19 protein-coding genes and 1 tRNA gene are annotated in these 20,875 nt (G+C 57.9%); 8 read left to right on the top strand and 12 right to left on the bottom strand.

Annotated elements, in window-relative coordinates; genetic code table 11:
• Positions 1 to 40 precede the first annotated feature (40 nt).
• On the bottom strand, positions 41 to 2,590 hold the full coding sequence (locus BGIM_RS0120395) for a S1C family serine protease (protein WP_020471586.1): 2,550 nt from the start codon (positions 2,588 to 2,590) through the stop codon (positions 41 to 43).
• A 224-nt stretch (positions 2,591 to 2,814) separates the two neighbouring features.
• Between BGIM_RS0120395 and BGIM_RS67830 the strand changes: the two genes are divergently transcribed.
• Positions 2,815 to 2,949: a hypothetical protein gene (locus BGIM_RS67830; RefSeq protein ID WP_261339980.1), complete on the top strand. Its 135-nt coding sequence runs from the start codon at positions 2,815 to 2,817 to the stop codon at positions 2,947 to 2,949.
• Between the two features lie 38 nt (positions 2,950 to 2,987).
• Here BGIM_RS67830 and BGIM_RS0120390 read toward each other — a convergent pair whose 3' ends face one another.
• The 3 genes from BGIM_RS0120390 to BGIM_RS0120380 form a co-directional block, all read right to left on the bottom strand.
• Positions 2,988 to 3,980: a DUF6807 domain-containing protein gene (locus BGIM_RS0120390; protein ID WP_020471585.1), complete on the bottom strand. Its 993-nt coding sequence runs from the start codon at positions 3,978 to 3,980 to the stop codon at positions 2,988 to 2,990.
• A gap of 11 nt (positions 3,981 to 3,991) precedes the next feature.
• Complete coding sequence (locus BGIM_RS0120385) at positions 3,992 to 6,226, bottom strand: S9 family peptidase (RefSeq protein ID WP_040889787.1); 2,235 nt, start codon at positions 6,224 to 6,226, stop codon at positions 3,992 to 3,994.
• Between the two features lie 95 nt (positions 6,227 to 6,321).
• Positions 6,322 to 6,831, bottom strand: a complete 510-nt coding sequence (locus BGIM_RS0120380) for a hypothetical protein (protein WP_020471583.1) — start codon at positions 6,829 to 6,831, stop codon at positions 6,322 to 6,324.
• 154 nt (positions 6,832 to 6,985) lie between these two features.
• Between BGIM_RS0120380 and BGIM_RS0120375 the strand changes: the two genes are divergently transcribed.
• On the top strand, positions 6,986 to 7,846 hold the full coding sequence (locus tag BGIM_RS0120375) for a fumarylacetoacetate hydrolase family protein (RefSeq protein ID WP_020471582.1): 861 nt from the start codon (positions 6,986 to 6,988) through the stop codon (positions 7,844 to 7,846).
• 33 nt (positions 7,847 to 7,879) lie between these two features.
• On the opposite strand, the gene BGIM_RS0120370 is transcribed toward BGIM_RS0120375, so the two are convergent.
• The 3 genes from BGIM_RS0120370 to aroC all read right to left on the bottom strand — a co-directional run bounded on the left by BGIM_RS0120370 (position 7,880) and on the right by aroC (position 10,012).
• Complete coding sequence (locus BGIM_RS0120370) at positions 7,880 to 8,236, bottom strand: hypothetical protein (RefSeq protein ID WP_020471581.1); 357 nt, start codon at positions 8,234 to 8,236, stop codon at positions 7,880 to 7,882.
• Positions 8,233 to 8,787 carry a Panacea domain-containing protein gene (locus BGIM_RS57905; protein WP_020471580.1) on the bottom strand — a complete coding sequence of 185 codons (555 nt, stop codon included), beginning with the start codon at positions 8,785 to 8,787 and terminating at the stop codon, positions 8,233 to 8,235. Before BGIM_RS57905 ends, BGIM_RS0120370 begins: the two co-directional genes overlap by 4 nt.
• A 142-nt stretch (positions 8,788 to 8,929) precedes the next feature.
• Positions 8,930 to 10,012 carry a chorismate synthase gene (gene aroC / locus BGIM_RS0120360; RefSeq protein ID WP_020471579.1) on the bottom strand — a complete coding sequence of 361 codons (1,083 nt, stop codon included), beginning with the start codon at positions 10,010 to 10,012 and terminating at the stop codon, positions 8,930 to 8,932.
• 123 nt (positions 10,013 to 10,135) lie between these two features.
• Between aroC and BGIM_RS0120355 the strand changes: the two genes are divergently transcribed.
• Together BGIM_RS0120355 and ltaE are read left to right on the top strand one after the other, a co-directional pair.
• Positions 10,136 to 10,690 carry a hypothetical protein gene (locus tag BGIM_RS0120355; RefSeq protein ID WP_020471578.1) on the top strand — a complete coding sequence of 185 codons (555 nt, stop codon included), beginning with the start codon at positions 10,136 to 10,138 and terminating at the stop codon, positions 10,688 to 10,690.
• Positions 10,691 to 10,696: 6 nt separating this feature from the next.
• Positions 10,697 to 11,773 carry a low-specificity L-threonine aldolase gene (ltaE, locus tag BGIM_RS0120350; RefSeq protein WP_020471577.1) on the top strand — a complete coding sequence of 359 codons (1,077 nt, stop codon included), beginning with the start codon at positions 10,697 to 10,699 and terminating at the stop codon, positions 11,771 to 11,773.
• A 1-nt stretch (position 11,774) separates the two neighbouring features.
• Here the strand turns inward: ltaE and BGIM_RS51465 are convergent, their stop codons facing one another.
• The gene (locus BGIM_RS51465; protein ID WP_020471576.1) at positions 11,775 to 12,239 is read right to left on the bottom strand and encodes a hypothetical protein; all 465 of its coding nucleotides are present in this window, start codon (positions 12,237 to 12,239) and stop codon (positions 11,775 to 11,777) included.
• Positions 12,236 to 12,646 carry a YkgJ family cysteine cluster protein gene (locus tag BGIM_RS0120340; protein WP_020471575.1) on the bottom strand — a complete coding sequence of 137 codons (411 nt, stop codon included), beginning with the start codon at positions 12,644 to 12,646 and terminating at the stop codon, positions 12,236 to 12,238. The genes BGIM_RS51465 and BGIM_RS0120340 overlap by 4 nt, the downstream gene beginning before the upstream one ends.
• A gap of 73 nt (positions 12,647 to 12,719) precedes the next feature.
• On the opposite strand from BGIM_RS0120340, the gene BGIM_RS0120335 reads away from it, so the two are divergent.
• Positions 12,720 to 15,215 carry a DUF3656 domain-containing U32 family peptidase gene (locus BGIM_RS0120335; RefSeq protein ID WP_020471574.1) on the top strand — a complete coding sequence of 832 codons (2,496 nt, stop codon included), beginning with the start codon at positions 12,720 to 12,722 and terminating at the stop codon, positions 15,213 to 15,215.
• Positions 15,216 to 15,325: 110 nt separating this feature from the next.
• On the opposite strand, the gene BGIM_RS0120330 is transcribed toward BGIM_RS0120335, so the two are convergent.
• Positions 15,326 to 15,706 carry a VOC family protein gene (locus BGIM_RS0120330; protein ID WP_020471573.1) on the bottom strand — a complete coding sequence of 127 codons (381 nt, stop codon included), beginning with the start codon at positions 15,704 to 15,706 and terminating at the stop codon, positions 15,326 to 15,328.
• Positions 15,707 to 16,067: 361 nt separating this feature from the next.
• Between BGIM_RS0120330 and BGIM_RS0120325 the strand changes: the two genes are divergently transcribed.
• A tRNA-Gln gene (locus BGIM_RS0120325) sits at positions 16,068 to 16,138 on the top strand.
• Between the two features lie 152 nt (positions 16,139 to 16,290).
• Positions 16,291 to 18,078: an SMP-30/gluconolactonase/LRE family protein gene (locus tag BGIM_RS0120320; protein ID WP_029630218.1), complete on the top strand. Its 1,788-nt coding sequence runs from the start codon at positions 16,291 to 16,293 to the stop codon at positions 18,076 to 18,078.
• A 95-nt stretch (positions 18,079 to 18,173) separates the two neighbouring features.
• Here BGIM_RS0120320 and BGIM_RS0120315 read toward each other — a convergent pair whose 3' ends face one another.
• Positions 18,174 to 18,851, bottom strand: coding sequence for an HAD family hydrolase (locus BGIM_RS0120315; RefSeq protein WP_020471571.1), 678 nt, complete (start codon positions 18,849 to 18,851; stop codon positions 18,174 to 18,176).
• 124 nt (positions 18,852 to 18,975) lie between these two features.
• On the opposite strand from BGIM_RS0120315, the gene BGIM_RS0120310 reads away from it, so the two are divergent.
• Positions 18,976 to 19,686 (top strand): hypothetical protein, encoded by a 711-nt coding sequence (locus BGIM_RS0120310; protein WP_020471570.1) that lies wholly within the window; start codon positions 18,976 to 18,978, stop codon positions 19,684 to 19,686.
• Positions 19,687 to 19,734: 48 nt separating this feature from the next.
• On the opposite strand, the gene BGIM_RS0120305 is transcribed toward BGIM_RS0120310, so the two are convergent.
• Positions 19,735 to 20,874 (bottom strand): serine hydrolase domain-containing protein, encoded by a 1,140-nt coding sequence (locus BGIM_RS0120305; protein ID WP_020471569.1) that lies wholly within the window; start codon positions 20,872 to 20,874, stop codon positions 19,735 to 19,737.
• Position 20,875 lies beyond the last annotated feature (1 nt).

Here is a 20,875-nt window from a genome sequence, read left to right as displayed (position 1 = left end):
CGACCTCGCTGCTTTTGTGACTGGTCTTCCCCGCACCATCTCAATCTTTCACGACTCGCACCGTAAACGTGTGAAACACTTCCAGTCCCTCGCCATCCCGAATCGTCAGGATCACATCCCGGTCGCCGGCTGTTTCGTCCGACGATGGCGTCCATGTGATCACGCCGGTCGGTGACACGGCCATCCCTTTCGGCCCGGAATCGAGTTTGAATGTCACTTTGGCATTCTTCGCCTTGACCTTGACGGGGTAACTCATCAGCATCCCGATCTTCACTTCCCGGGGTGATCGCGACGTGACCAGAAGGTAATTCTGCCCTGATTTCTCCAGTGCGGCCTCCGGGTCGAACTTGTGCAACACCAACCGGTCATTGCTCGCCGGAAGCACAATGATCACCTTCGCATCGGGCACGAAGCAGACCCGACGCCACGGCCCAAACTCTTCGCGGTCCCATCCATCAAACGCCAGCCCATGATCGGCATCATCCAGTTTGGCGACTGGCTGCTTCAAGCCGCGCAGGTAGACCGTGAATCCACCCCCCTTGCCGCCCGGCCCTCCTCCGATCACCCGGTTGCCAACCACCCGGCCCCCGATTGATGACACCGAGAGGAAATAATCCCCCCGGACGGCGGGAAGGCAATATCCATAAGCCGCATCCGCCTCGTCCGCTCGGGTAAGCAGGCGTGTCACCAATCCCTTGCCGGTGAACACCGTCCGGCCGTCCGGTCCGGGGATGACGTGCCGGAGGTCACCGTCTCCATATCGTTTCACCGCTCCCCCCTCGCACACGAACGTGGTGGAACTGCTCGGTGACAAATGCGTGTTCCAGGCGCCGAACACGGTGCCGTCGGCCGAGGGGATGCGCCGGTCCGTCGGGGGCCAGGCGCGCCCGTCGGCTCCCTGAATCTCAAGCGGCAGCGGGCGAAATGTCGCCAAATTCAGAAAGAAGCCATTTACAACCAAGGGGCCATCCGATCCATGCCCCATGAGAACGACCTTGATGTCTTCCTTGAACGGCGGCGGGGCCGATTTCTCCATTTCAAAACTGGTCAGACTCCAGCGCTCCAACCGGCCCGATTTCTTCAACCCGATCACAAGGGAGTCCAATCCGGCGGCAAAGGTGACATCATCCTCGGCCAACGGAATGTATTTGGTCACTTTGGCTTCGTTCACATCGAACACCGCCAGCTTTTTTAGCTTCGGCAAGTGGAAGATCAGATACCGGCCGCCGCCGCCGACCATCACCTCCGAGAACACATCGGGGAGTTGTTTGACGACCTTGTCTTCGGTGAGTGACGGGGGCGTGATAATCACCGAGGACGGGTCGACCTTGGAACTGGCTTCCGGCTCGCGAACGGCCATTTTCGCCTCGGTTCGGGCCACTTCCTTCCCGTTGACTGTGGCAATGACGACAGCCGTCACTTGTGTGATTTCGGGCGACGACTGGACCGTTACGCTCGCCGCCTTTGACAAATCAAGTTTGAACGTCTGCCCGCCCACGTCGATTTCGGTCAGCGCAAGCCCGGTGATCACCCCTTCGACAAACGTTTTGCCGTCCGAGAGGAGGATGCCGGGGTTCGGTTGGGAATCGATTCGCCGGACAGCGCTCATTCTGAACGGTTTCCCGCCGACCACGACAACAGAGTCTTTCACAGCGCCGGTCACCATCCCCATGCCGAACCGGCAGGAGACTTCCACGCCTCGGGCCGACTGGCCCGCTGAAGGGACGGTCACCGCCCAAGCCCCGCCCGATTTCTTCATCGGAAATTCGCGAGGGGTTTCATCCCCCGATTGGAGAGCCAGCCGGAGGCTCGGTTCCGGCGCATCCGGCACGAAAAACGTCACACGGGCCGTGAATTCGGTTGGCCGGCCGAGATTGTCTCGGGTCAACGCTGGCGGGGTGAACGCAATGTCGGGGGCCTTCAGGAATCGCTCCAGACGGTTGACCGGGATGGCCAGGTTGATGCCCGCCTTGCCCCCGCCGATTCCAGAGACAACCATGCCGATCACCTTGCCGTTGTCTCCCAGCACCGGCCCGCCCGAGTTGCCGTAAGTCAGGGCGATGTCAGTCTGAATGAATTCCAGTTCGCCTCCCTTGAGCCGAAGCGAGGTGACACTGCCGGCGTTGACACTGCATGCCGGCAATTCTTTTTTGTCTGTTGACAGGGCGCGGCCAAGCGGGAAGCCACATGCTACCACCTCCGCCAGTTCCGCGACGTCCTCCGCCGTGCCGAATTCGAGGCTCGGCAGATCCTTCACCCCGTCCACGCGCAAGAGGGCTAGATCGCCAGCCTTGTCCGCGCGGACAACCTTCGCCTTGAGGATCCGCTCGGTCGCCAGTGAAGAGTTAAGCACCAGAGTGATCTCGACGCCATCGCCCCTGACGACATGTTCATTCGTGACGAACAAGCCGGAAGAATGGATGCAGAATGCCGTCCCGCTTCCGTGACCCGGCACTTCGACAAACGCGGTCGCTGCTTTGGCCCGCTTGCCGATTTCTACTTTTGTCGGCTTTTCCGCGTGGCCGGAGACCGGGAACAACAGGATGACGAAGCAGGCAAAGAGACCGAGGTGAGGCATGACTCGCCGCATGAATGCCATCTCCGGATTGTTTGGGAGGAAAATTGAATGACAGCAGGATGCAACCACTTCGCGATGATCAATGGCAAGGGGTTGGGCTAACCGGAGCCATGAGGGTGCGCTGACTGCAAAATACCCTTGGTCAACCTTATTGGGCTGCTCAGTCCGCCAATCATGAAATTATCATACAGAACACTCGTCCAATGGTTCCCCAACATTCGACTTGGAGAAGACGCTTGGGCACTGACGCGGACCCCGATGAGTGTGAAGAAAATGGTGATGCTGTGGAATCGCTGATCGATCTGGCAATGCCGGGGCAAAAGTGCCGCCTCGCGATTCGCATTCATTCTGATTTCGCAGGCTCCTTGTGAAATCAGAATGAATACTGTCAATCAAAATCCTCGATCAATTACTTCCCCATGAATGTCTTGTAGTGTTCGGCCACTTTGGCGGTTTCGGTGTCACCGGCGTGCAGGAGAATGCCGTAGCGGAGTTTCAGGTGTTCGCCTTTGTCCAGTTTCACCAAGTCGGTCTTGCCCTTGAGATCAGGGAAACCGGCGACGTTTCGGCCGAACGGGTTGGCCGCCATGAGGCCATACTCCCGGCTGTGCCAGCAGGCGCGATACTTGTTTGAAGAGTCGTCGAACACGGCGATTCCCGCCGTCGTGTCGCCGATCTTGCCGACGTAATCATTCCAGTCGGACAGGTGACCCCACACGTCTTTTTCGTTCTTTTTGCCTTGAGCGTTGGCGTAATAGCCGTTGCCTCCCTTGGCCTTGATCTCGTCGTTCACACGGACACCGAAGGAACCTTCCTTTGTGTCCCCGAATGTCAGCGGGCACACGGAGGCATGGATGTCGATTTCCACCGTGAACAGGCGGGCGTCACCGGCCACCGAGAACTTGATGACCCGGGTTTCATCAAGGATTTTCACGCCATCCGCGGACTTCCATTCATTCGTGGTGGAAACAGAAACCGTGTTATTTTTGGCACTGGTTTGGCTGGCCGAGACACATTCAATTTTGCCGTGACCCGGTTGTTCGGACCAAAAATCAACGCCCTTCACATGGATGTCCTTCGACTTGGTCTTTAATTCGATTCCCTCGGGAATCACATCCCCGTGGCAAAACCATGCGGACTTCTGATGGGGGTGATCCGTTGTTTCCTTCGGCAATCCCTTCACCATCGGCCAGCCACGAGTAACGGTCACTTCCGGCGGGGCGTTAAGCGGGTAGAAGTAAGGCTTCGCCACTTCTTTGCCGTAGTGGTATTTGCCAGCCAGGTTTTTTCCGTGAGTGAACTCGATCACTCCGTCAGAGACTTTGATGCCGACTGAGGTGGCTTCTTCGGCGAAAACCGGGCCAATGGCCGCGAACAGAAAGAGAAACGCAATCAAACGCATATGCAGACCTCTTATTTGGCGGGAGTAAAATCAATCGGCTTGCCCAGATGCTTCTGGAAGTGCCCGGCAACACGGGTCCAGAGTCGCTCCGTGACGACGGGATCGGGAACCATGTGCGTCAGCCCCGGCAACGGCAAGACTTCAAAGTCTCTTCCGGCCCGGAACAAGGCGTCGGTGAGCCGCAGGGTGTGTCGGAAATAAACATTGTCGTCGGCTGTTCCGTGGACGAGCAACAACGGGCGTTCCAACTTCCCGGCCAGCGGCAACAGGGAAGAAGCTTCGTATTCTTTCTTGCTCTCGGGCAGCAGGCCCATGTAGCGTTCCGTGTAATGCGTGTCGTAGTCTTCCCAATCCGTCACCGGAGCGCCGGCGACGGCCGCTTTGTACACATCCGGCCGTTTCAGCACGGCGAGGGCCGACATGTAGCCCCCGAACGACCACCCGGTGATGCCCACACGGTCGAGATCCATCGCCGGGTATTTTTCGGCCAGCAATTTCAATCCGGCCACCTGATCCTCAATCGGAACCTGCCCGAACCGTTGATAAATAGATCGCTCCCAATCCCGGCCATGCCCCGGAGTTCCCCGGTTTTCGATGGCGACCACAATGAAGCCTTGGTCGGCCAGCCATTGCGGCAACAGCCAGTTGCGCATCGCGCGAACCACATGCAGATGATGCGGGCCGCCGTACACATCGACGATCACCGGGTACTTCTTCTTCGAGTCGAAATTTTGCGGCAACACGATGTTGGTGTTGAAAAGCGGTTCTTTGCCTACTTGCTCAAACTTCGTGACAGGAACCACGGGCGGGTTCTCTCCCACGCCCGGCAGTTCGCCAATCCGTTTGTCCCGCGTGTGGACGAATGACCGGGGCATCTCGCCCGGCGAAGTGCGGGTCAGCACGAAGACGTCTTTGTTCTCGGAGAAGACGACGGACTCAATCCCTTCTCCTTCACCCAACCGGATCGACTTGTCAGTGTCCGGTCGGCGTTGCAACAGCGGAGCTTGGAAAAACCGGGACTGCGCATGCATTTGCGTGGAATCGAGAGATCCCAGATACACAACTTCCGAACGATCCGGGTCAACGTGCACCAAGGATTGAAATCCGATGTCGTAGGGAATCGCGATATCCGTCAATGAGCCGTCTGCCCGACGAAGTTCCAACCCCGGCCCCTTGCCATACTCGCTGACCCAGAGGAATTCCTGCCGACCCCGCACCCAACGGGGCATGTCCTGGCGGATGTTGGTGAACGCGGTGTCTTTCTCTTCCAGCAATTTGCGGCAGGTTCCCGTGCCGGGATCAACAAGATGAAGTTGAATTTCCTGCTGTTTCCGGTCCTGAATCTGGATGGTTAGCGGGCCGCTCTTGTCCCATTTGACCGCACACAAATACTCGAAAGTCTTGGTGTCCCAAGTCACGAAGGTCGGCTTGCCGCCGGTGATCGGAACAATGCCAAGCCGCACGGCGACATTCTTCTTGCCCGGCCGGGGGTAATATTGGGCCAACGGTTTTTGATCCGGCTTCGTCGGATCGGCGACATACCACGTCTCCACGCCGGTGTGATCGACTTCCTCAAAGGCAATCTGTTTCGAGTCCGGCGACCACCAATAACCGGAGAAACGCCCCATCTCTTCTTGGGCAACAAACTCGGCCAGCCCGTTGGTCTTCACCGGCGTTCCGCCGGTGGTGACGGCCGTTTCCTTGTCCGTCGCCAGTTCGTAAACGTAGACATCCGTTTCACGAACATACGAAACCCATTTGCCATCCGGCGACCATTTCGCGTCGATGATCGTCCCGGCCGGGATCTTGAGTTCCTTGGAAGAGTTGGCCGAGCGGTTGCAAACGAACAATTTCCCCGACAACGGCAACAGGATGAAACGGCCCGTTTCGTCGAGATGATAATCCGCGAAGCCCCCAGCGCTCACCCGCATTCGCTCCCGGCGGGCCTTTTCCTCGGGCGTTAGCTTTTCCTCGGCCCCTTTGAGCAAGGCATCAGCCGTCAGCAATTCTTTTGTCTTCCCGGTGGAACAATCAAACTCGTACAGGCTGCGTTTCGGGTTCTTGGCCTCCGAACGCAGAAACAGCACGGTTTTGCCGTCGGGAGATGGTTTGGGGTTCACCGGACGGCCAAGCAGGAAGCCCCGCGTCTCGGCATATTGTCGAAGGAAACTGGCATCCAAGGGCTTTTCCCCGGCCGTGATCGCCATTGGTGTCAGCCACGCAAAAAGGATAAAGAGACGTTTCATGATGCCCCGCAATCTATCACAGGAAACCGGAAAATCCGAGAACATTTGCGAAATGTTTCCGGACTCACGGCCCATCAGATTTGGATCGGGTTTGCTCAATCCCGCCGGTCGTTCTTCATCTGATCCGCCAGCGCAATCAAGAATTCATCCAAGCCGGCCATGTCACCTCTCACCAACGCCAGCTTCGTCCCGTCACGAAAACGCAATTGATATCCGCGATTCGATGTTTTCATGAAAGCATCCAAGACCAAGTTCTCCAGCGGTCCCATGCCTTTGGAGTTGAGCGAGGCAACCCCGATAATCTCGGCCACTGGTTTTTCAACTATTTTCCGCGTCAGCAGTTTCCGGCCCCGAATCACGCCGTCATCAAGTTCGACCCATTGATAACTGGACGACATCGCATAACCCAAACCCAGCACAAACACCACCGCCCCCGACGCAATTGGGATGCTGACTTCCGCCGGGGCAAAGATCAACGCAATCACGGCAATGGCGAGCGGCCCGCCCAGAAACATGATGACGCAGGTGATCGCCATGATGACGAAGATGGTTCGCAATCTGATCCGGGGAATCGCGGGTTCCATCTCATCGTCTGAATGAACCATGATGTGTTTCCGGAACCATGAGGGATGGTTTTGTTTATACGGCCACCGCTTCTTTTGCCTGTCAATCCTCCGGCAAGACTGGTCCAAGCCGCACGCGACCCATTCAATACATCGGAAATAGTTCGGTTGATTCGTACCTCTTCGGGAGACCTACATGCGCCTCGCCACTCTGAACACCCCCCAAGGGCCACATGCCGCCATCCAAGTTGGCGATTCCTATGTGGACCTGACGGCCACCGACTCCAAGTTCCCGGCTTCCGTCCGCGAACTGCTCTCCAAGCCCGCGTTGCTCGCAGAAGCCGCCGAGGCAGCCAAGTCGCCGAAGGCCGTGAAGGTTCCGGTCGCCGGGGCCAAGCTCCATGCGCCGATCCACGACCCGCAAAAGATCGTGTGCGTCGGCTTGAACTACCGGGATCACGCCATCGAAAGCAAAATGGCCATCCCCAAGGAACCGGTGTTGTTCAGCAAGTTCCCCTCCGCCCTGATCGGCAGCGGGGAAGCCATCGTGGCCCCGAAAGTTTCCACGCGGGTTGATTACGAGGCCGAATTGGTGATCGTGATCGGCAAAAAGGGCCGGAAGATCAGCGAAGCCGACGCCACGGATCACGTGGCCGGTTATGCCGTCGGACACGATGTTTCCGCCCGCGACTGGCAATTGGAAAAAGACGGCAAACAATGGATGGCCGGCAAAACCTTCGACACCTTCGCCCCCATCGGGCCGGTGATGGTGACCAAGGATGAAGTGGCCGACGTCCACAACCTTGGCATCCGTCTTCGCCTGAACGGCAAGACAATGCAGAACAGCAACACGAAGGAATTCATTTTCACCGTGCCGCAAATGGTGTCGTACATCTCCCAGATCATCACGCTGGAACCCGGCGATCTAATCTTCACCGGAACGCCCCCCGGCATCGGGCACGCGCTGTCGCCGCAAGTTTACATGAAGGCCGGCGACACCGTGGAAGTGGAAATCGACGGGTTGGGAACGCTGACCAACACGGTGATTTCGGATTGATGATCGCCGGAAAGAGAAACCGTATCCCTGTTTTCACCAATCAATCGTGATGACGGGATACGGCCGTTGATCGTCATCCCATTCATCGGGATCAAGAACCCATTCGGGAACTCGGTCATGTTCCGAGAATGTGACCATGCGAATATGAGCCACGGTGCGGTCGTTTCGCCAGGCGAAACGAAACTCCAATAGTCCGGCCGAGCTATCGGGCCGGACCACCCAGATGCCCGTTCGCGGGCCGGTTCCGGCGGGGGGAGCCACAATACGGGTGACGGAAGCCCAGTTGTTGCGAAAAACAGCCAGATGGTCGGCGGCGATGGCCCGGATGATATCCGGAAACCCTTTGTAAGACTCCTGCGATGATTGATCGAACGTCAGGCGAATCGTCATGTGCGATGCAACTCCACCATCAAATCATCGAAATCGACCGTCTCGCCATTATTGAACGCCTTTTCGGACTCCGCCAGACTGCCCGCTTTCTCGCCGGATTCTTGTTCAAAGATCGGTCCGAAATGGGCCAGCAACGCCTCCTCCGTGATGATTTGGCAATGCCCCCCGACATCTGTCTGGGATGCTTCCCGCCACGGCCGCTCCCGACGGCTCATCATCGATAATCCGATGGAGGAATGGTTCCGATAGCCACGCCACACCGATTCGATGATCTCTTTCGCCCTCGGCGTTATCATTTGCGGTTCACCAAGGGCGCCAACCTCGTGATTTGACTCGCCGCCATCAGGATTGAGCGACGCATGAAGCCCCACCGGGACCGGACCTGTTTTCCAAGCTTCGATTCTGTCATCGAACAATGGTTCCAAATACCAAGCCATCGACCAGCCTTGTGCGTAGTACGACAGGATTTCAAGTCTTTTCTGATCCATCAACTCATCATCCTGCCGAGCCAAGACGACAAACTGACGGGCCACGTCAATAACAGGAACCATGTGGGAATCCCGGTGGTATCTCGATTCTTTGTGATCTCGCACGTCGTGACAGTTTGTTACGACGTGTCACACTGACATTTTACCCGAAACATTTCGCACAAGATCAGCGTGTTTACGGACTGCGTTGTGTTCACGTCATTTTTCACAATTTACTCGTTTTGTTCCGCAACCAATGATCGGCCAAGACTAGTGCAAACATCGCTTCCCCCATCGGCACAAATCTTGGCAGCAAACACGGGTCATGTCGGCCACGGGTCAGAATCTCTGTCGCCTCTCCTTCCCGATTGACAGTGGGTTGGGATCGCGGCAGACTGCTGGTCGGTTTGATCGCCACCCGGCAAATGATGGGCATGCCGCTGGTGATCCCGCCGAGCATCCCGCCGTGGTTGTTGGTTGAAGTCTCGATGCGGCCGTGATCCTTCACGAAAATGTCGTTGTTTTGGCTCCCCCGCATGGTGGCGACAGCGAAACCGGCCCCGTATTCAAAGGCGGTCACGGCCGGGAGGGAGAGCATCGCCTTCGCCAGATCGGCCTTCACTTTGTCAAACACCGGCTCACCCAATCCGGGCGGCACGTTGACGGCCACCATCTCGCACACGCCGCCGATGGAATCGCGATCTTTTCTCACTTCTTCGATCAACTGAATCATCCGCTCGCCGACGGCCATGTCGGGACAACGCACGATGTTTGATTCGACTTGTTCCAACGTCACGGCCGTCGGGTCCGGCACATTGCAAATGACTTCGCCCACTTGTTTCACATAGCCCAAAACACGCACGCCCACGGTCTCCAGCAGTTTTTTGGCAATCGCCCCGGCCGCCACCCGGCACACGGTTTCGCGGGCGCTGGATCGGCCGCCGCCGCGGTAATCGCGAAAGCCATATTTGGCGTCAAACGTGTAATCGGCATGGCCGGGGCGGTATTTGTCCTTGATGTCCCCGTAATCACCGCTGCGTTGGTCGCTGTTGCGGAATAACAACCCGATGGAGGTGCCGTCCGTCTTGCCCTCAAAGACTCCGGAGAGAATTTCGGGCAGGTCGGCTTCGTCCCGCTGGGTGGTGATCTTCGATTGCCCCGGCCGTCGACGGGCCAGATCGGGCAACAAATCGTCCACGGAAAGAGGCAATCCGGACGGGCAGCCGTCCACGATGCAGACATAGCCCGGCCCGTGGCTGACGCCCGCCGTGGTCACTCGAAATCGTTCGCCGAAGGTGTTTGCTGGCATAATCGGATTATACGGCCCGTGAGGTAGGTCTTGCCGTCCCGTCCGGCAACTCCGCGTTGCACCCGGCGGCACGGTCGGTTAGCAATACATTAACGTTACGCAGATGGTCGGGGAGAACGACGCATGAAACGCCTCGTGTTGGTGCTTGCCGGATTTCTGGTCAGCCATGTCGCCACGGCCCAAGAAGGCGACCGCTACGGCATTCTCCCGAACCCTGATTTATACAAACAGTCAAGCCCTCGGGACGCCCTTGCTTCGGTGGTTCTCGCCATCGAGCGGGAGCGATACGACTACTTGGCCGCCCACCTGATGCCCAAGGATTACATCGATTCCCGGATTCTCAAATCAGCCGGGTACTTTGAAAAAGTCGCCGCCGAGCAACTCGCCGGAACGGCCCAAGGCGCGTCGTTAAAGGGGCCGGAACTTCAGGCCCGAGTGAGGCAAAAGGCCGAGTTGCTTGGTTTCAAGTATCTGACAGATGCGATGAGCAAGAAGCTCGCCGACGAGCCGGACAATTTGATTACTCTCAAGCGATTCCTTCGCGAAGGGAAATTCGAGGAGGCTGGCGAAGCCGCCACGGTGACCGTCGAAGGGGTGAAGGGTTACTCCATCTTCCTAAGAAAAGTGGAAGGCCGGTGGTTCTTTGAGAACCGCCGGGAGGAACCCGCCAAAGAGTGATCCCAGATGCCAGATTTGATCGACCTCCGCAGTGACACGGTGACCAAGCCCACGCCCGAAATGCGGGCGGTCATGGCGATGGCCGACGTGGGGGATGATGTTTACGCGGAAGACCCGACGATCAATCATCTCCAAGATCGGGTCGCTGCCATGTTGGGCAAAGAAGCCGCCCTGTTTGTTCCTTCCGGAACAATGTCCAATCAAATCGCCGTCCGCGTTCACACCCAACCGGGCGATGAACTGCTTTGCGATGACACCTGCCACATTTTCACTTGGGAAGCCGGCGGCCCGGCGGTATTAAGCGGAGTGACTTCCCGCACCGTCGCCGGGGATTACGGCGTCCTTGATGTCGAACAACTGCGAGACAAAATCCGGCCAACGAACGAGCATTATTCGCAAACTCGCTTGGTCACGCTCGAAAACACGCACAATCGCGGCGGCGGCCGGGTGTATCCTCTTGAGAAGATTCAAGCGATCTCGAAATGGGCTCATGACAACAAGTTGATGATGCACCTCGACGGCGCGAGATTGTGGAACGCCCACGTCGCCAGCGGCGTGTCTTTGACCGCGTGGGCCGAACCGTTCGACACCGTCTCCGTCTGCTTTAGCAAAGGACTCGGAGCCCCAGTTGGTTCGGCGCTGGCCGGGCCAAAAGATTTGATTGCCAAGGCCCGGCGGGTTCGCAAGCTCTTCGGCGGGGCCATTCGTCAGGGGGGCGTTCTGGCCGCCGCCGCCCTGTATGCCTTGGACAACCACATTGATCGGTTGGCTGAGGATCATCAAAACGCGAAGATGATCGCCCAAGCCATCACGGACATCCCCGGCCTCCGGCTAGACCCGCCGTATGTGGAAACCAATCTAGTGTGGTTTGAGGTTGATCCCAAGGTGATCTCGGCCAAACATCTCGTGGATGCGATGAAGGAGCATGGCATCCTCATTAGCATCCTCGGGGCAAACATGATGCGGGCTTGCACCCATCTAGATGTCTCGGCCAAACAGGCCGAATTCGTCGCCGACAAATTGCGGGAAGTCTGCCGGACATTGACGCCGCCAAAGGGAAAATCGTCGCCGGACTTTGATTGACTTACCCGCCCACCACGGGCAATTTGATCCGGCCCGTTTCCTCTCCCGCCAGGCCGGTGCCCTCCCCTTCATTCAGGAACACGTGCAGCGGGGCATATCGCCACGGCAGACTCAATTCATCGGCCAGTTTTTTCAACTCCGCGAGGTGTTTCTCGCTGATGTTTTGGCCCGTTTCTTCATAAGCGGGATCACAAAAGTACACCCGACAGCCAAGCGGTCGCGGGTCGCGGGCCGTGCAAAGATTGTCCACTTGAAACGGGCAAAAATCGCGGGTGACCGGCTTCGCATAGGCCGGGGCATGAGCCAGCAGAACGTCCGCTTCCAGTTGGCTGATGAACAACATATGCCCGTATTCCGTGAACCGGCAACACCGGCCGGAGGCATCGCATTTCGGGCCGAAAGCGGCCACCGCTTGGTCGGCCGAAGCGTAAATCTCGCGGACACGGGCCTCGATTTCCGGATTCATACGCGCATCACCGCAATGCGTTTCAGAATCTCGTCGGAAGGAATCAGATCTCCCTGATTACAACCGGGACAACCCTCGGCCGTGCGTTCCCACGTTTGTTCGTTCTTCATGTTGGTTTCCCAAAACGGCCACGTCCGGCATTGCCGGGGCCGGGCGGGATAGACGGTGCAGCCTTTTTCCCGGTCGTAAAAGATGCAATCGTAATTGGCTTTCTCGCGGAGGGTTCGTCGAGAACCTTCGCGACGGGTGTAAAACCCAAACACCGTCTCTGTCGGTTCGCCAAGAAACTCCGCAAGGGCGGCGATTTCCTCGTCGTTCACCCACACAAAACCGGGCGCGCCCCCGCAGCATTTGCCACATTGCGTGCAGGTGAAATGCAACCCGTCTTTGAACCACGGCTCGGCCATGCGCTCATCCCCTGTCGGCAACCACTTTCCGATAACTCATTGTAACGGGCCCACGGCATGTAAGATAAAACAGATGACACTCAATCGACGAACACCCGAATTGCTCGCCCCCGCCGGGGACTGGACCGCTCTCCGCGCCGCATGCGCCAATGGGGCCAACGCGGTTTACTTCGGGTTGGACCGTTTCAACGCCCGCCACCGGGCCACCAACTTCACCGAGGCCGAACTCCCCGAGGTGATGGCCTTCCTGCATCACCGCAACGTGCGGGGATTCGTCGCCCTGAACACCCTGATTTTTAGCGACGAACTGCCGGATATCGCGGAATATCTACAAACCATCGCCGCCAACGGGGTGGATGCCGTCATCGTGCAGGATCTCGGCCTGGCGATGTTGATCCGGCGGTTGGTTCCCAAATTGGAAATCCATGCCTCCACGCAAATGACGCTCACCGAAAGTCGGGGCGTGAAATTTGCCGCCGGGAAACTCGGGGTCGAGCGGGTCGTTCTCGGGCGGGAACTTTCCGTCAGCGACATTCGCCGGGTGTGGGAAGAAACCAGCGTTCCGATTGAAGTGTTCGTCCACGGGGCGTTGTGTGTCGCCTATTCCGGGCAATGTCTCACCAGCGAAGCCCTCGGCGGCCGCAGCGCCAACCGTGGCCAGTGCGCCCAGGCGTGCCGGCTCCCTTACGAAATGTACGTGGACGGCGAACACCGCGAACTCGGGGACAAGGCATACTTGCTCAGTCCGCAAGACCTCGCCGGGTATGCCCAAGTAGCGGATATGATCGAGGCCGGGGTGGTGAGTTTCAAAATCGAAGGTCGGCTCAAGGGGCCGGAATACGTCGCCGCCGCCGCGACGACCTACCGGGCCGCAATTGATGCGGCCATCAACGATTCGCCGTTTCGGATCACCGACCGGCAACTGATGGACATGGAGCAAACCTTCTCCCGCGGATTCACGCCCGGCTTTTTGGAAGGGCCAAATCACCAACAATTGGTGCGGGGTCGGTTCCCCAAGAATCGGGGCATGAGAATCGGCAAAGTCGTCGGCACAACGCTTAAATCGGTGCGGATCGACCTGCAAGCCCAAGGTCCAATCGAGGATTCGGTCAAGCCCGGCGACGGACTGATGTTCGACATCGGCAAACCGCAAGAAAAGGAACCGGGCGGCCGTGTCTGGCGGGTGGAGATTCGACCGGGGAGTCGATTTGCCGATGTGTCGTTCGATGTCGAATCCGTTGATCTTTCGGCCATCCCCGTCGGGTGCGTGGTGTGGAAAACAGACGACCCCGCGACACGGAAACGCCTCGAACAAACCTATGCCCGCGATTCGATTGTTCATCGCACTCCGATCACCATCGCCCTCGCCGGGCATCTTGGTGGCTCATTGACGGCGACGGCCACCGACCCCGCCGGGAATTCGGCCACGGCAACTTGGGCTGGCCCGCTCCAGGCGGCCACCAAACAACCGACCACGGTGGAAGCCGTGCGAGAACAGTTATCCCGTTTGGGCGAAACGCCGTTTGAACTCGCCGCCGTCGAGTCTCGCGCGCCCGCCAATGCGATGATTCCGAAGAGCGTGCTAAACGACCTGCGCCGACAACTGGCCGAACAATTGCAGACCCGCCGGGAAGAAGCCGTGAAAGTGTCCGTTGGCGACCCGGATGCCTTGGCCAACATTCGCAAAGAAATTGCCGGGCGAACCGTGGCCGCGACGAAACCCGAATCGTTCCTGACAGTGCAGGTTCATACCATCGAGCAATTGAAGGCGGTTTTGCCGCTGAAACCCACGATGGTTTACGCGGACTTCGAGGATGTCCGGCGATATCGGGAGGCCGTGCCGCTCGCCAACGAGGCGGGGGTGCCCATCGGGCTGGCAACGCTTCGCATTTTGAAACCGGGGGACGAGGGTTTCCTGAAGCCAATCCTCTGGGCAAAGCCGGACGCGATTCTAGTGAGGAATCTTGGCAGCATCGGCTACTTCCGTGAACACGCCCCCCAGATTCCTATGATCGGGGATTTCTCCCTAAACGTGGCCAACGAAATCACCGCCGACGTGCTGATGGCCGAGGGACTGACGCGACTGGTGCCCAGTTATGATTTGAACTGGGATCAATTGGTCGCGTTGGTCAAACATTCCCATGCCGAATGGTTTGAGCCGGTGATCCATCAACATATGCCGATGTTTCATATGGAGCATTGCGTCTTCGCGGCGTTCTTATCCACAGGCAAAGACTGGCGGGATTGCGGCCGGCCGTGCGAGGAACACGCCGTTGACCTTCGAGACCGCACCGGGGCAAGTTTTCCGGTGACACCGGACGCCGGTTGTCGAAACACGGTGTTCAATAGCGTGCCGCAATCAGGGGCTGAGTATGTCCAGCGAATGCAAGACATCGGCCTGCGGCGTTTCCGTATCGACATGGTGCGAGAAACCCCGGAGCAAGCGGCCGCATTGGTGGAAACTTACAAGCGGGTTCTCTCCGGCGCCGAGGATGGCCGCCAAACATGGCGGTTGCTGAAGGCCATGAACCAACTCGGCGTCACCCGTGGCACGTTGAATTTGCTCTAGGATTTGATGAAATCCGTCAGGCAAAACTGGAAGTCAGCACAGAGTGGCTCCCGACATGGGATTAAACAGCAAATCCTCATATTCGTCGGGGTTGGTTCCAAAGCGGCGGGTCACATCGGGGAGCAAATCTCGACCAGAAAGCCATTGAGATCACGGACGTAGGCCACAGTCTGCCCCCAAGGTTTTTGCTTGGGTTTGGCAACCGGGAAAGCCCCGGCGTTCACGGCCGCGTCAAAAGCCTTTTTGACATCATCCGTCACAAAGGCCACCTCGACTGCCGGCGACGGCCCCTCGGGGTTTGCCGGGACGAACGAGACGCCATTCGACCGGGCGAGTTCAACGCTGGCGAAGCCGAGTTTCGTGTCCCCGGTGTCCATCTCGCCATAACCGCTTTCGTGAACGAAGCGCCGTTTCAGTCCGAAGGTGGATTCATAAAACGCCACCGTCTTCTCCACGTCGTCGACATAAAGGATCGCATACCCAAATTTCATGTTCGATTCCTTCGCCGTTTCGGATTCCTTGCCAAGGGGTGCCCGAATTCCGGGACAAGCAACTAGCGGGGCAAAATGATCATTCGGTTTTCCCCCGCTCCTCGCCGGGATTCGCAAACGGATCGATCCCGCACAGAATCATGATGAGATGAGATGCCATCACTGACAACTCATTGGATTTTGAACTTCTCGCCGAGATAATAACAGTTGCGAGAGGATCAACGGCAATCAACTCGCCGCCTCCTTCCCGGCGAGACATTGAAACGTCGAAACGTGCGGCCGGAAGCCTCTTCCCGCGAACCCGACGAACACCTACAGTATCACTGTTGAAATAAGCGGTCGCACAAACGGACCGTTTTCTTGGGGAATGATGTAACGGTAGCATATCCGGCTCTGAACCGGCCCGTCATGGTTCGAATCCATGTTCCCCAGTTTTCCAATTTCCCCATGATCTCCCGCTGATTTGTTCTCAAAACAAATCAGCGTTTCCTCTCAACCAATTCCGGCTTTCGTTTTCCTTGTCCGGCACGGCCATTCCTCTTAACCCATTTCCATCGTTTCCCACTCTCCACCGGAGTGCCGTCATGCGTTTGTCCGCGGCGTTGCTGCTAGTTTTCTCCATCGGGGTATTGGCCCAAGAACCACCCAAATCCACGACTCCCGCCTCCAAAAAGGAAGAGCCGAAGAAAACCAAAACCAAGCAAGAAGAACCGAAAATCGAGTGGCCCAAAGGGGAAGTCACAAAGTACGTGTTTTCGGACAGCAAGATATTCCCCGGCACCACACGGGATTATTGGGTGTACATTCCCGCTCAATACGACGGCAAAACACCGGCGTGTGTGTTCGTGTGTCAGGACGGCATCCAGTACAACGCCCCGAAAGTGTTCGACCAACTCATTCACCAAAAAGAAATGCCGGTGACCATCGGCGTGTTCGTAATGCACGGCCGTGTCAAGGCCCCAAATGACAAGGCCCTTGACCGCTTCAACCGAAGTTACGAATACGATGGCCTCGGCGGGGACTACGCCAAGTTCATCCTTGATGAAATCCTGCCGGAAGTGGAGAAGAAAAAGGCCCAAGATGGCCGGGAAATCAAACTCTCGAAGGACGGCAATGACCGTTGCATCGCCGGGGCCAGCAGCGGGGCGATCTGTGCTTTCACGGCCGCATGGGAACGGCCGGATGCGTTCAAGCGAGTGTTCAGTTCCATCGGCACCTATGTCGGTCTGCGTGGCGGGAATAATTACCCGACGCTCATTCGGAAGGTTGAACCGAAACCGATCCGCATCTTTTTGGAAGACGGCAGCGCCGACCAGAACATTTATGGCGGCGACTGGTGGATGGCGAACCAAGAAATTGAACGCTCCTTCGTCTTCGCGGGTTACGAAGTCAACCACGCTTGGGGAACCGGCGGCCACAACGGCCAACATGCCACGGAGATTTTCCCGCAGGCGATGAAGTGGATTTGGAAAGATCACCCGAACCCGGTGAAGGCCGGTTTGGGGTCGCCGCAACTTCGGCAAATCCTGATCCCCGGCGAAGACTGGAAGCTGGTCGGCGAAGGGTACAAATTCACGGAAGGCCCGGCGGTCAACATCAAGGGCGAAGTGTTTTTCAACGAGGTTCCCAGCGGCACAACATACAAAATCGGAGCCGATGGCAAACCCGCCGTGTTCCTCAAAGACACCAAGAAGAACGACGGCCAGGCCTTCGGGCCGGATGGCCGGCTCTACTCGGCCTCCAACGGCGCCGAACACATCATGGCTTATGATGCCGACGGCAAGCCAACGGTGATCGCCGAAGGATTCAAAGGCAATGATTTGGTTGTCCTGAATAACGGCAACATTTATGTGACCAACCCGAACTGGACTGGGTTGAACTCGGACACCAGCAAAATCTGGCTCATCAACCCGGCCAAGGGCGAAAAGAAAGTCGTCGACACCGGTCTGAAGTTCTCCAACGGCATCTGCACTTCCCCGGATCAAACGTTGCTGTATGTCGCCGATTCACGATCGCATTGGGTGTATAGCTACCAGATTCAAGCCGATGGAACCCTCGCCCACAAGCAGAAGTATTTCCACCTCCATGTGCCGGACACCGCCGAAGACAGCGGCGCGGACGGCCTGCGAGTGGACCGCGAAGGCCGCCTCTATGTGGCGACCCGCATGGGCTTGCAAGTGTGCGACCAAGCCGGCCGTGTGAATTGCATCATCCCGACGCCAAATGGCAAAGTTGCCAATCTCACCTTCGGCGGCCCGGACTTCGACACGATCTATGCCGTGTGCGGGGACAAAGTGTATTCCCGCAAAGTGAAAGTGAAGGGAGTAAACAATTACGACCCGCCCATTTTGCCGAAAGCACCCGGCCTCTGAGCAATGACCAATGACCAATGACCAATGACCAATCAGATTTGTTCACCGACCCAGACGGAAATGAAATTCACTCGGTTTGGTCATTGGCTCATTGGTCATTCCATCATTCCCCACACCGGCCACAACTCCCTCGCATGAGTGAAATCCGGGAACAAATGATCCGGTCCGGCGGCGGCGAGTTCTTCCGGGGTGTGCCAGCCGGTTTGCACGGCGATGGCTTTGGCGCCGATCGCCCTTGCGCATTGCACATCGGCCGGGGTGTCGCCGATGACCCAGACATTCGCCGGGTCTAGTTTCATGTTTAGGTGCCGCTCGGCTTCCGCGAAGGCTCGCCGGGCGACGTCATCACGTCTGGACAGATTGTCCGCGAAGCCGCCGAAGGCAAAGTGATCGGCCAATCCGTAGTGCTTCAACTTAATGGCTGCCCCGGCCGCGACATTGCCGGTCAACAGGCCGATGGCGATACCGTCGTGTTTTCGGGCCAGTGTTTCCACGATTCCCGGCAGAACCAATCCCTCGCGCGTTGCCAACGCCTCCGGAAGATGGGCCAAGTATGCAGCTTCCAAAAGCCGGGCATTTTCGGGGGTCGCGGCAAGATCGTGAAGCAGGAGGAGATCGTGGATGATCGCCCGATCCGTCCGGCCGCTGTACGAAACGCGGTCGCGGATCTCGGTGAGGCCGAAGGCGGCCTGAAGGGCCGCTTCCATCGAATACTTGCCTGCCCCGCCGGAACGGATCAGAGTACCGTCAATATCGAAGAGTAGCACGCGCATCTTTCCAGTTTAGCCACCTCCCCCTTGCCCGTCTCGCCAGAATACCTCACGTCGTCCGGCCGGGCGGAACGATAAAAGCGAGTATCCCGTGAAAGCGGGCAAAAGCAGCATGACGGGAGAACCCATGAAAGCCGGGCTGTTTGTCTGGGGCGCGTCGATCGGACTCCTCGCTTGTTCCGTGGCTGTCGCCGAACCGCGGGTGGAATCATCCAGCTATGGCGCCCGCCTCACCAGTCTTCCCTTGCCGGTGGCATTGGAATCCCTGCCCGGCGTCACGCGGGAGGCGATCACCAAGGTGATGAAATCCCCCACAATCACGGCGGTCGCCCCGTCCGAGGAATTCGTCAGCCATTCGGACATGTACCAATGGCTCCTCGATCACCCGGACCGCACCTCGCAGGCTTGGCGGAAGCTTGGAGTCGGTGCGGCCGAGATCAAAACCCTCAAGGATGGCCGGTTCATCTGGCGGGACGAAAACGGCAGCGAAATGGTCTGGCAATCGGTCGCCCGAGGCCCCGGCGGCCGGATTTGGTATGCGGAGGGGAAGATCAAGCCGGCCGCGTTGTCGCCATCTTTTCCGGTGACGGCCGTGGCCGTGCTGAACCACTCGGAAAAACAACGCCCGGACGGGGACGTGACAATCAAGCATCAGGTGGAGGTGTTTTTAACCACCGACAACAAGGCGGCCAGCCTCGTCGCCAAAGTGCTGGGAGACAGCGCCCCGAAGATGGCCCAACAGGGGGCCGAACAGGTGCAAATGTTCTTTTCCGGCATCGCCAAATACACGCACGACAAACCGGAAAAAGCCGAGTCGCTGTTTGCCGAGAAAAAGTGAACCACGAATTTAATGCCTTTGCCGCATTTTGATCCGTGGTTCATCGTCTCACTTCTTACCGTAAAGCACGGCAGCCGTTTGCCGGAACACGTCATGGGTTTTGCCGCCGTCGCCGGGGAAGCCCGAGTGTTGGACGAGGAAAATCGTGACCAAGTTCCGGTTGGTGTCAACATTCATTTGAGTGGCGAACGCCCCGCCGTGGCCGTAGGTGTTCGGACCGACGGTGAAGCCGAGACCCCAGCTTTCCTTCATCGTCTCTGGTGTCTGGCGCTTGGTCATTTCCTTCACACTCTCAGGCGTCAGGTATTTGACGCCCTTCCATTCGCCGCCATTGAGCATCATCTGGCAGAAGGCCGCCAAGTCCGAGGCGGTGGAGAATAACCCGCCCGCCGGCATCGGCAGCCGTTTCTTGCCCGTCAGCGGGTAGGTCAGCGCCCAGATGGGGGTTTCTTCCAGATCATCCTTCTTCGCGTTTGGTTTGTAACTGGTGGCCAGTCGTTTCAGTTGTTCCTCGTTCGGTGTGAACGTCGTGTCTTTCATGCCCAGCGGTCCAAAGAGCCGCTTTTCCATGAACTCCTCGTAGGGCATGCCGCTCACCACTTCGATGATCCGGCCGGCGGTGTTGATTCCGGCGTTTGAGTATTGAAATTTTGTGCCCGGCTCGGCATGCAGCGGCGTCATGGCATAACTTCGCACGCCGTCCTTGAGGGTGACCATGTCAAGCGTCGGTTGTTCCAGTGCCGAGACGAACGGCATGCCGCTGACGTGGGTCAACAGCATGCGAACGGTCATCACATTTTTGGGCCGTTTGAGCAACACATGGTCGTTGTCCTTCTCGGCGGCCACCCAAACATCTTTCAATTCCGGCAGGTATTTCGAGGCCGGTTCGTCGAGTTTCACTTTCCCTTCGTCCACAAGCATCATCAGGCCGACCGCCGTGATCGGCTTGCTCATGGAAGCGATCCAGAAGAGGGAGTCTTTGGACATCGGCGACTTGGCGGCGATGTTGGCGAAGCCAACCGTTTCAACGGACAGGATTTTTTCCTTGTCCGCGACAAGCGTGACCGCCCCGGCCAGTTTGTGTTGATCCACATACGGCTGAAGCACGGAAGCCACGTTCTTGGGGGCTTCCTGGCTCCACGCGGGAGCGACGAAACACAGGACCAACGGTAACCAACGATAATTCACG

Origin of the sequence: Zavarzinella formosa DSM 19928 (genome assembly GCF_000255705.1) — a bacterium.
In the GTDB taxonomy this organism is placed as follows: Bacteria; Planctomycetota; Planctomycetia; order Gemmatales; family Gemmataceae; genus Zavarzinella; species Zavarzinella formosa.
Note: the sequence above shows the minus strand (reverse complement) of the source record. Positions and strands in the feature narration are given on the sequence as shown.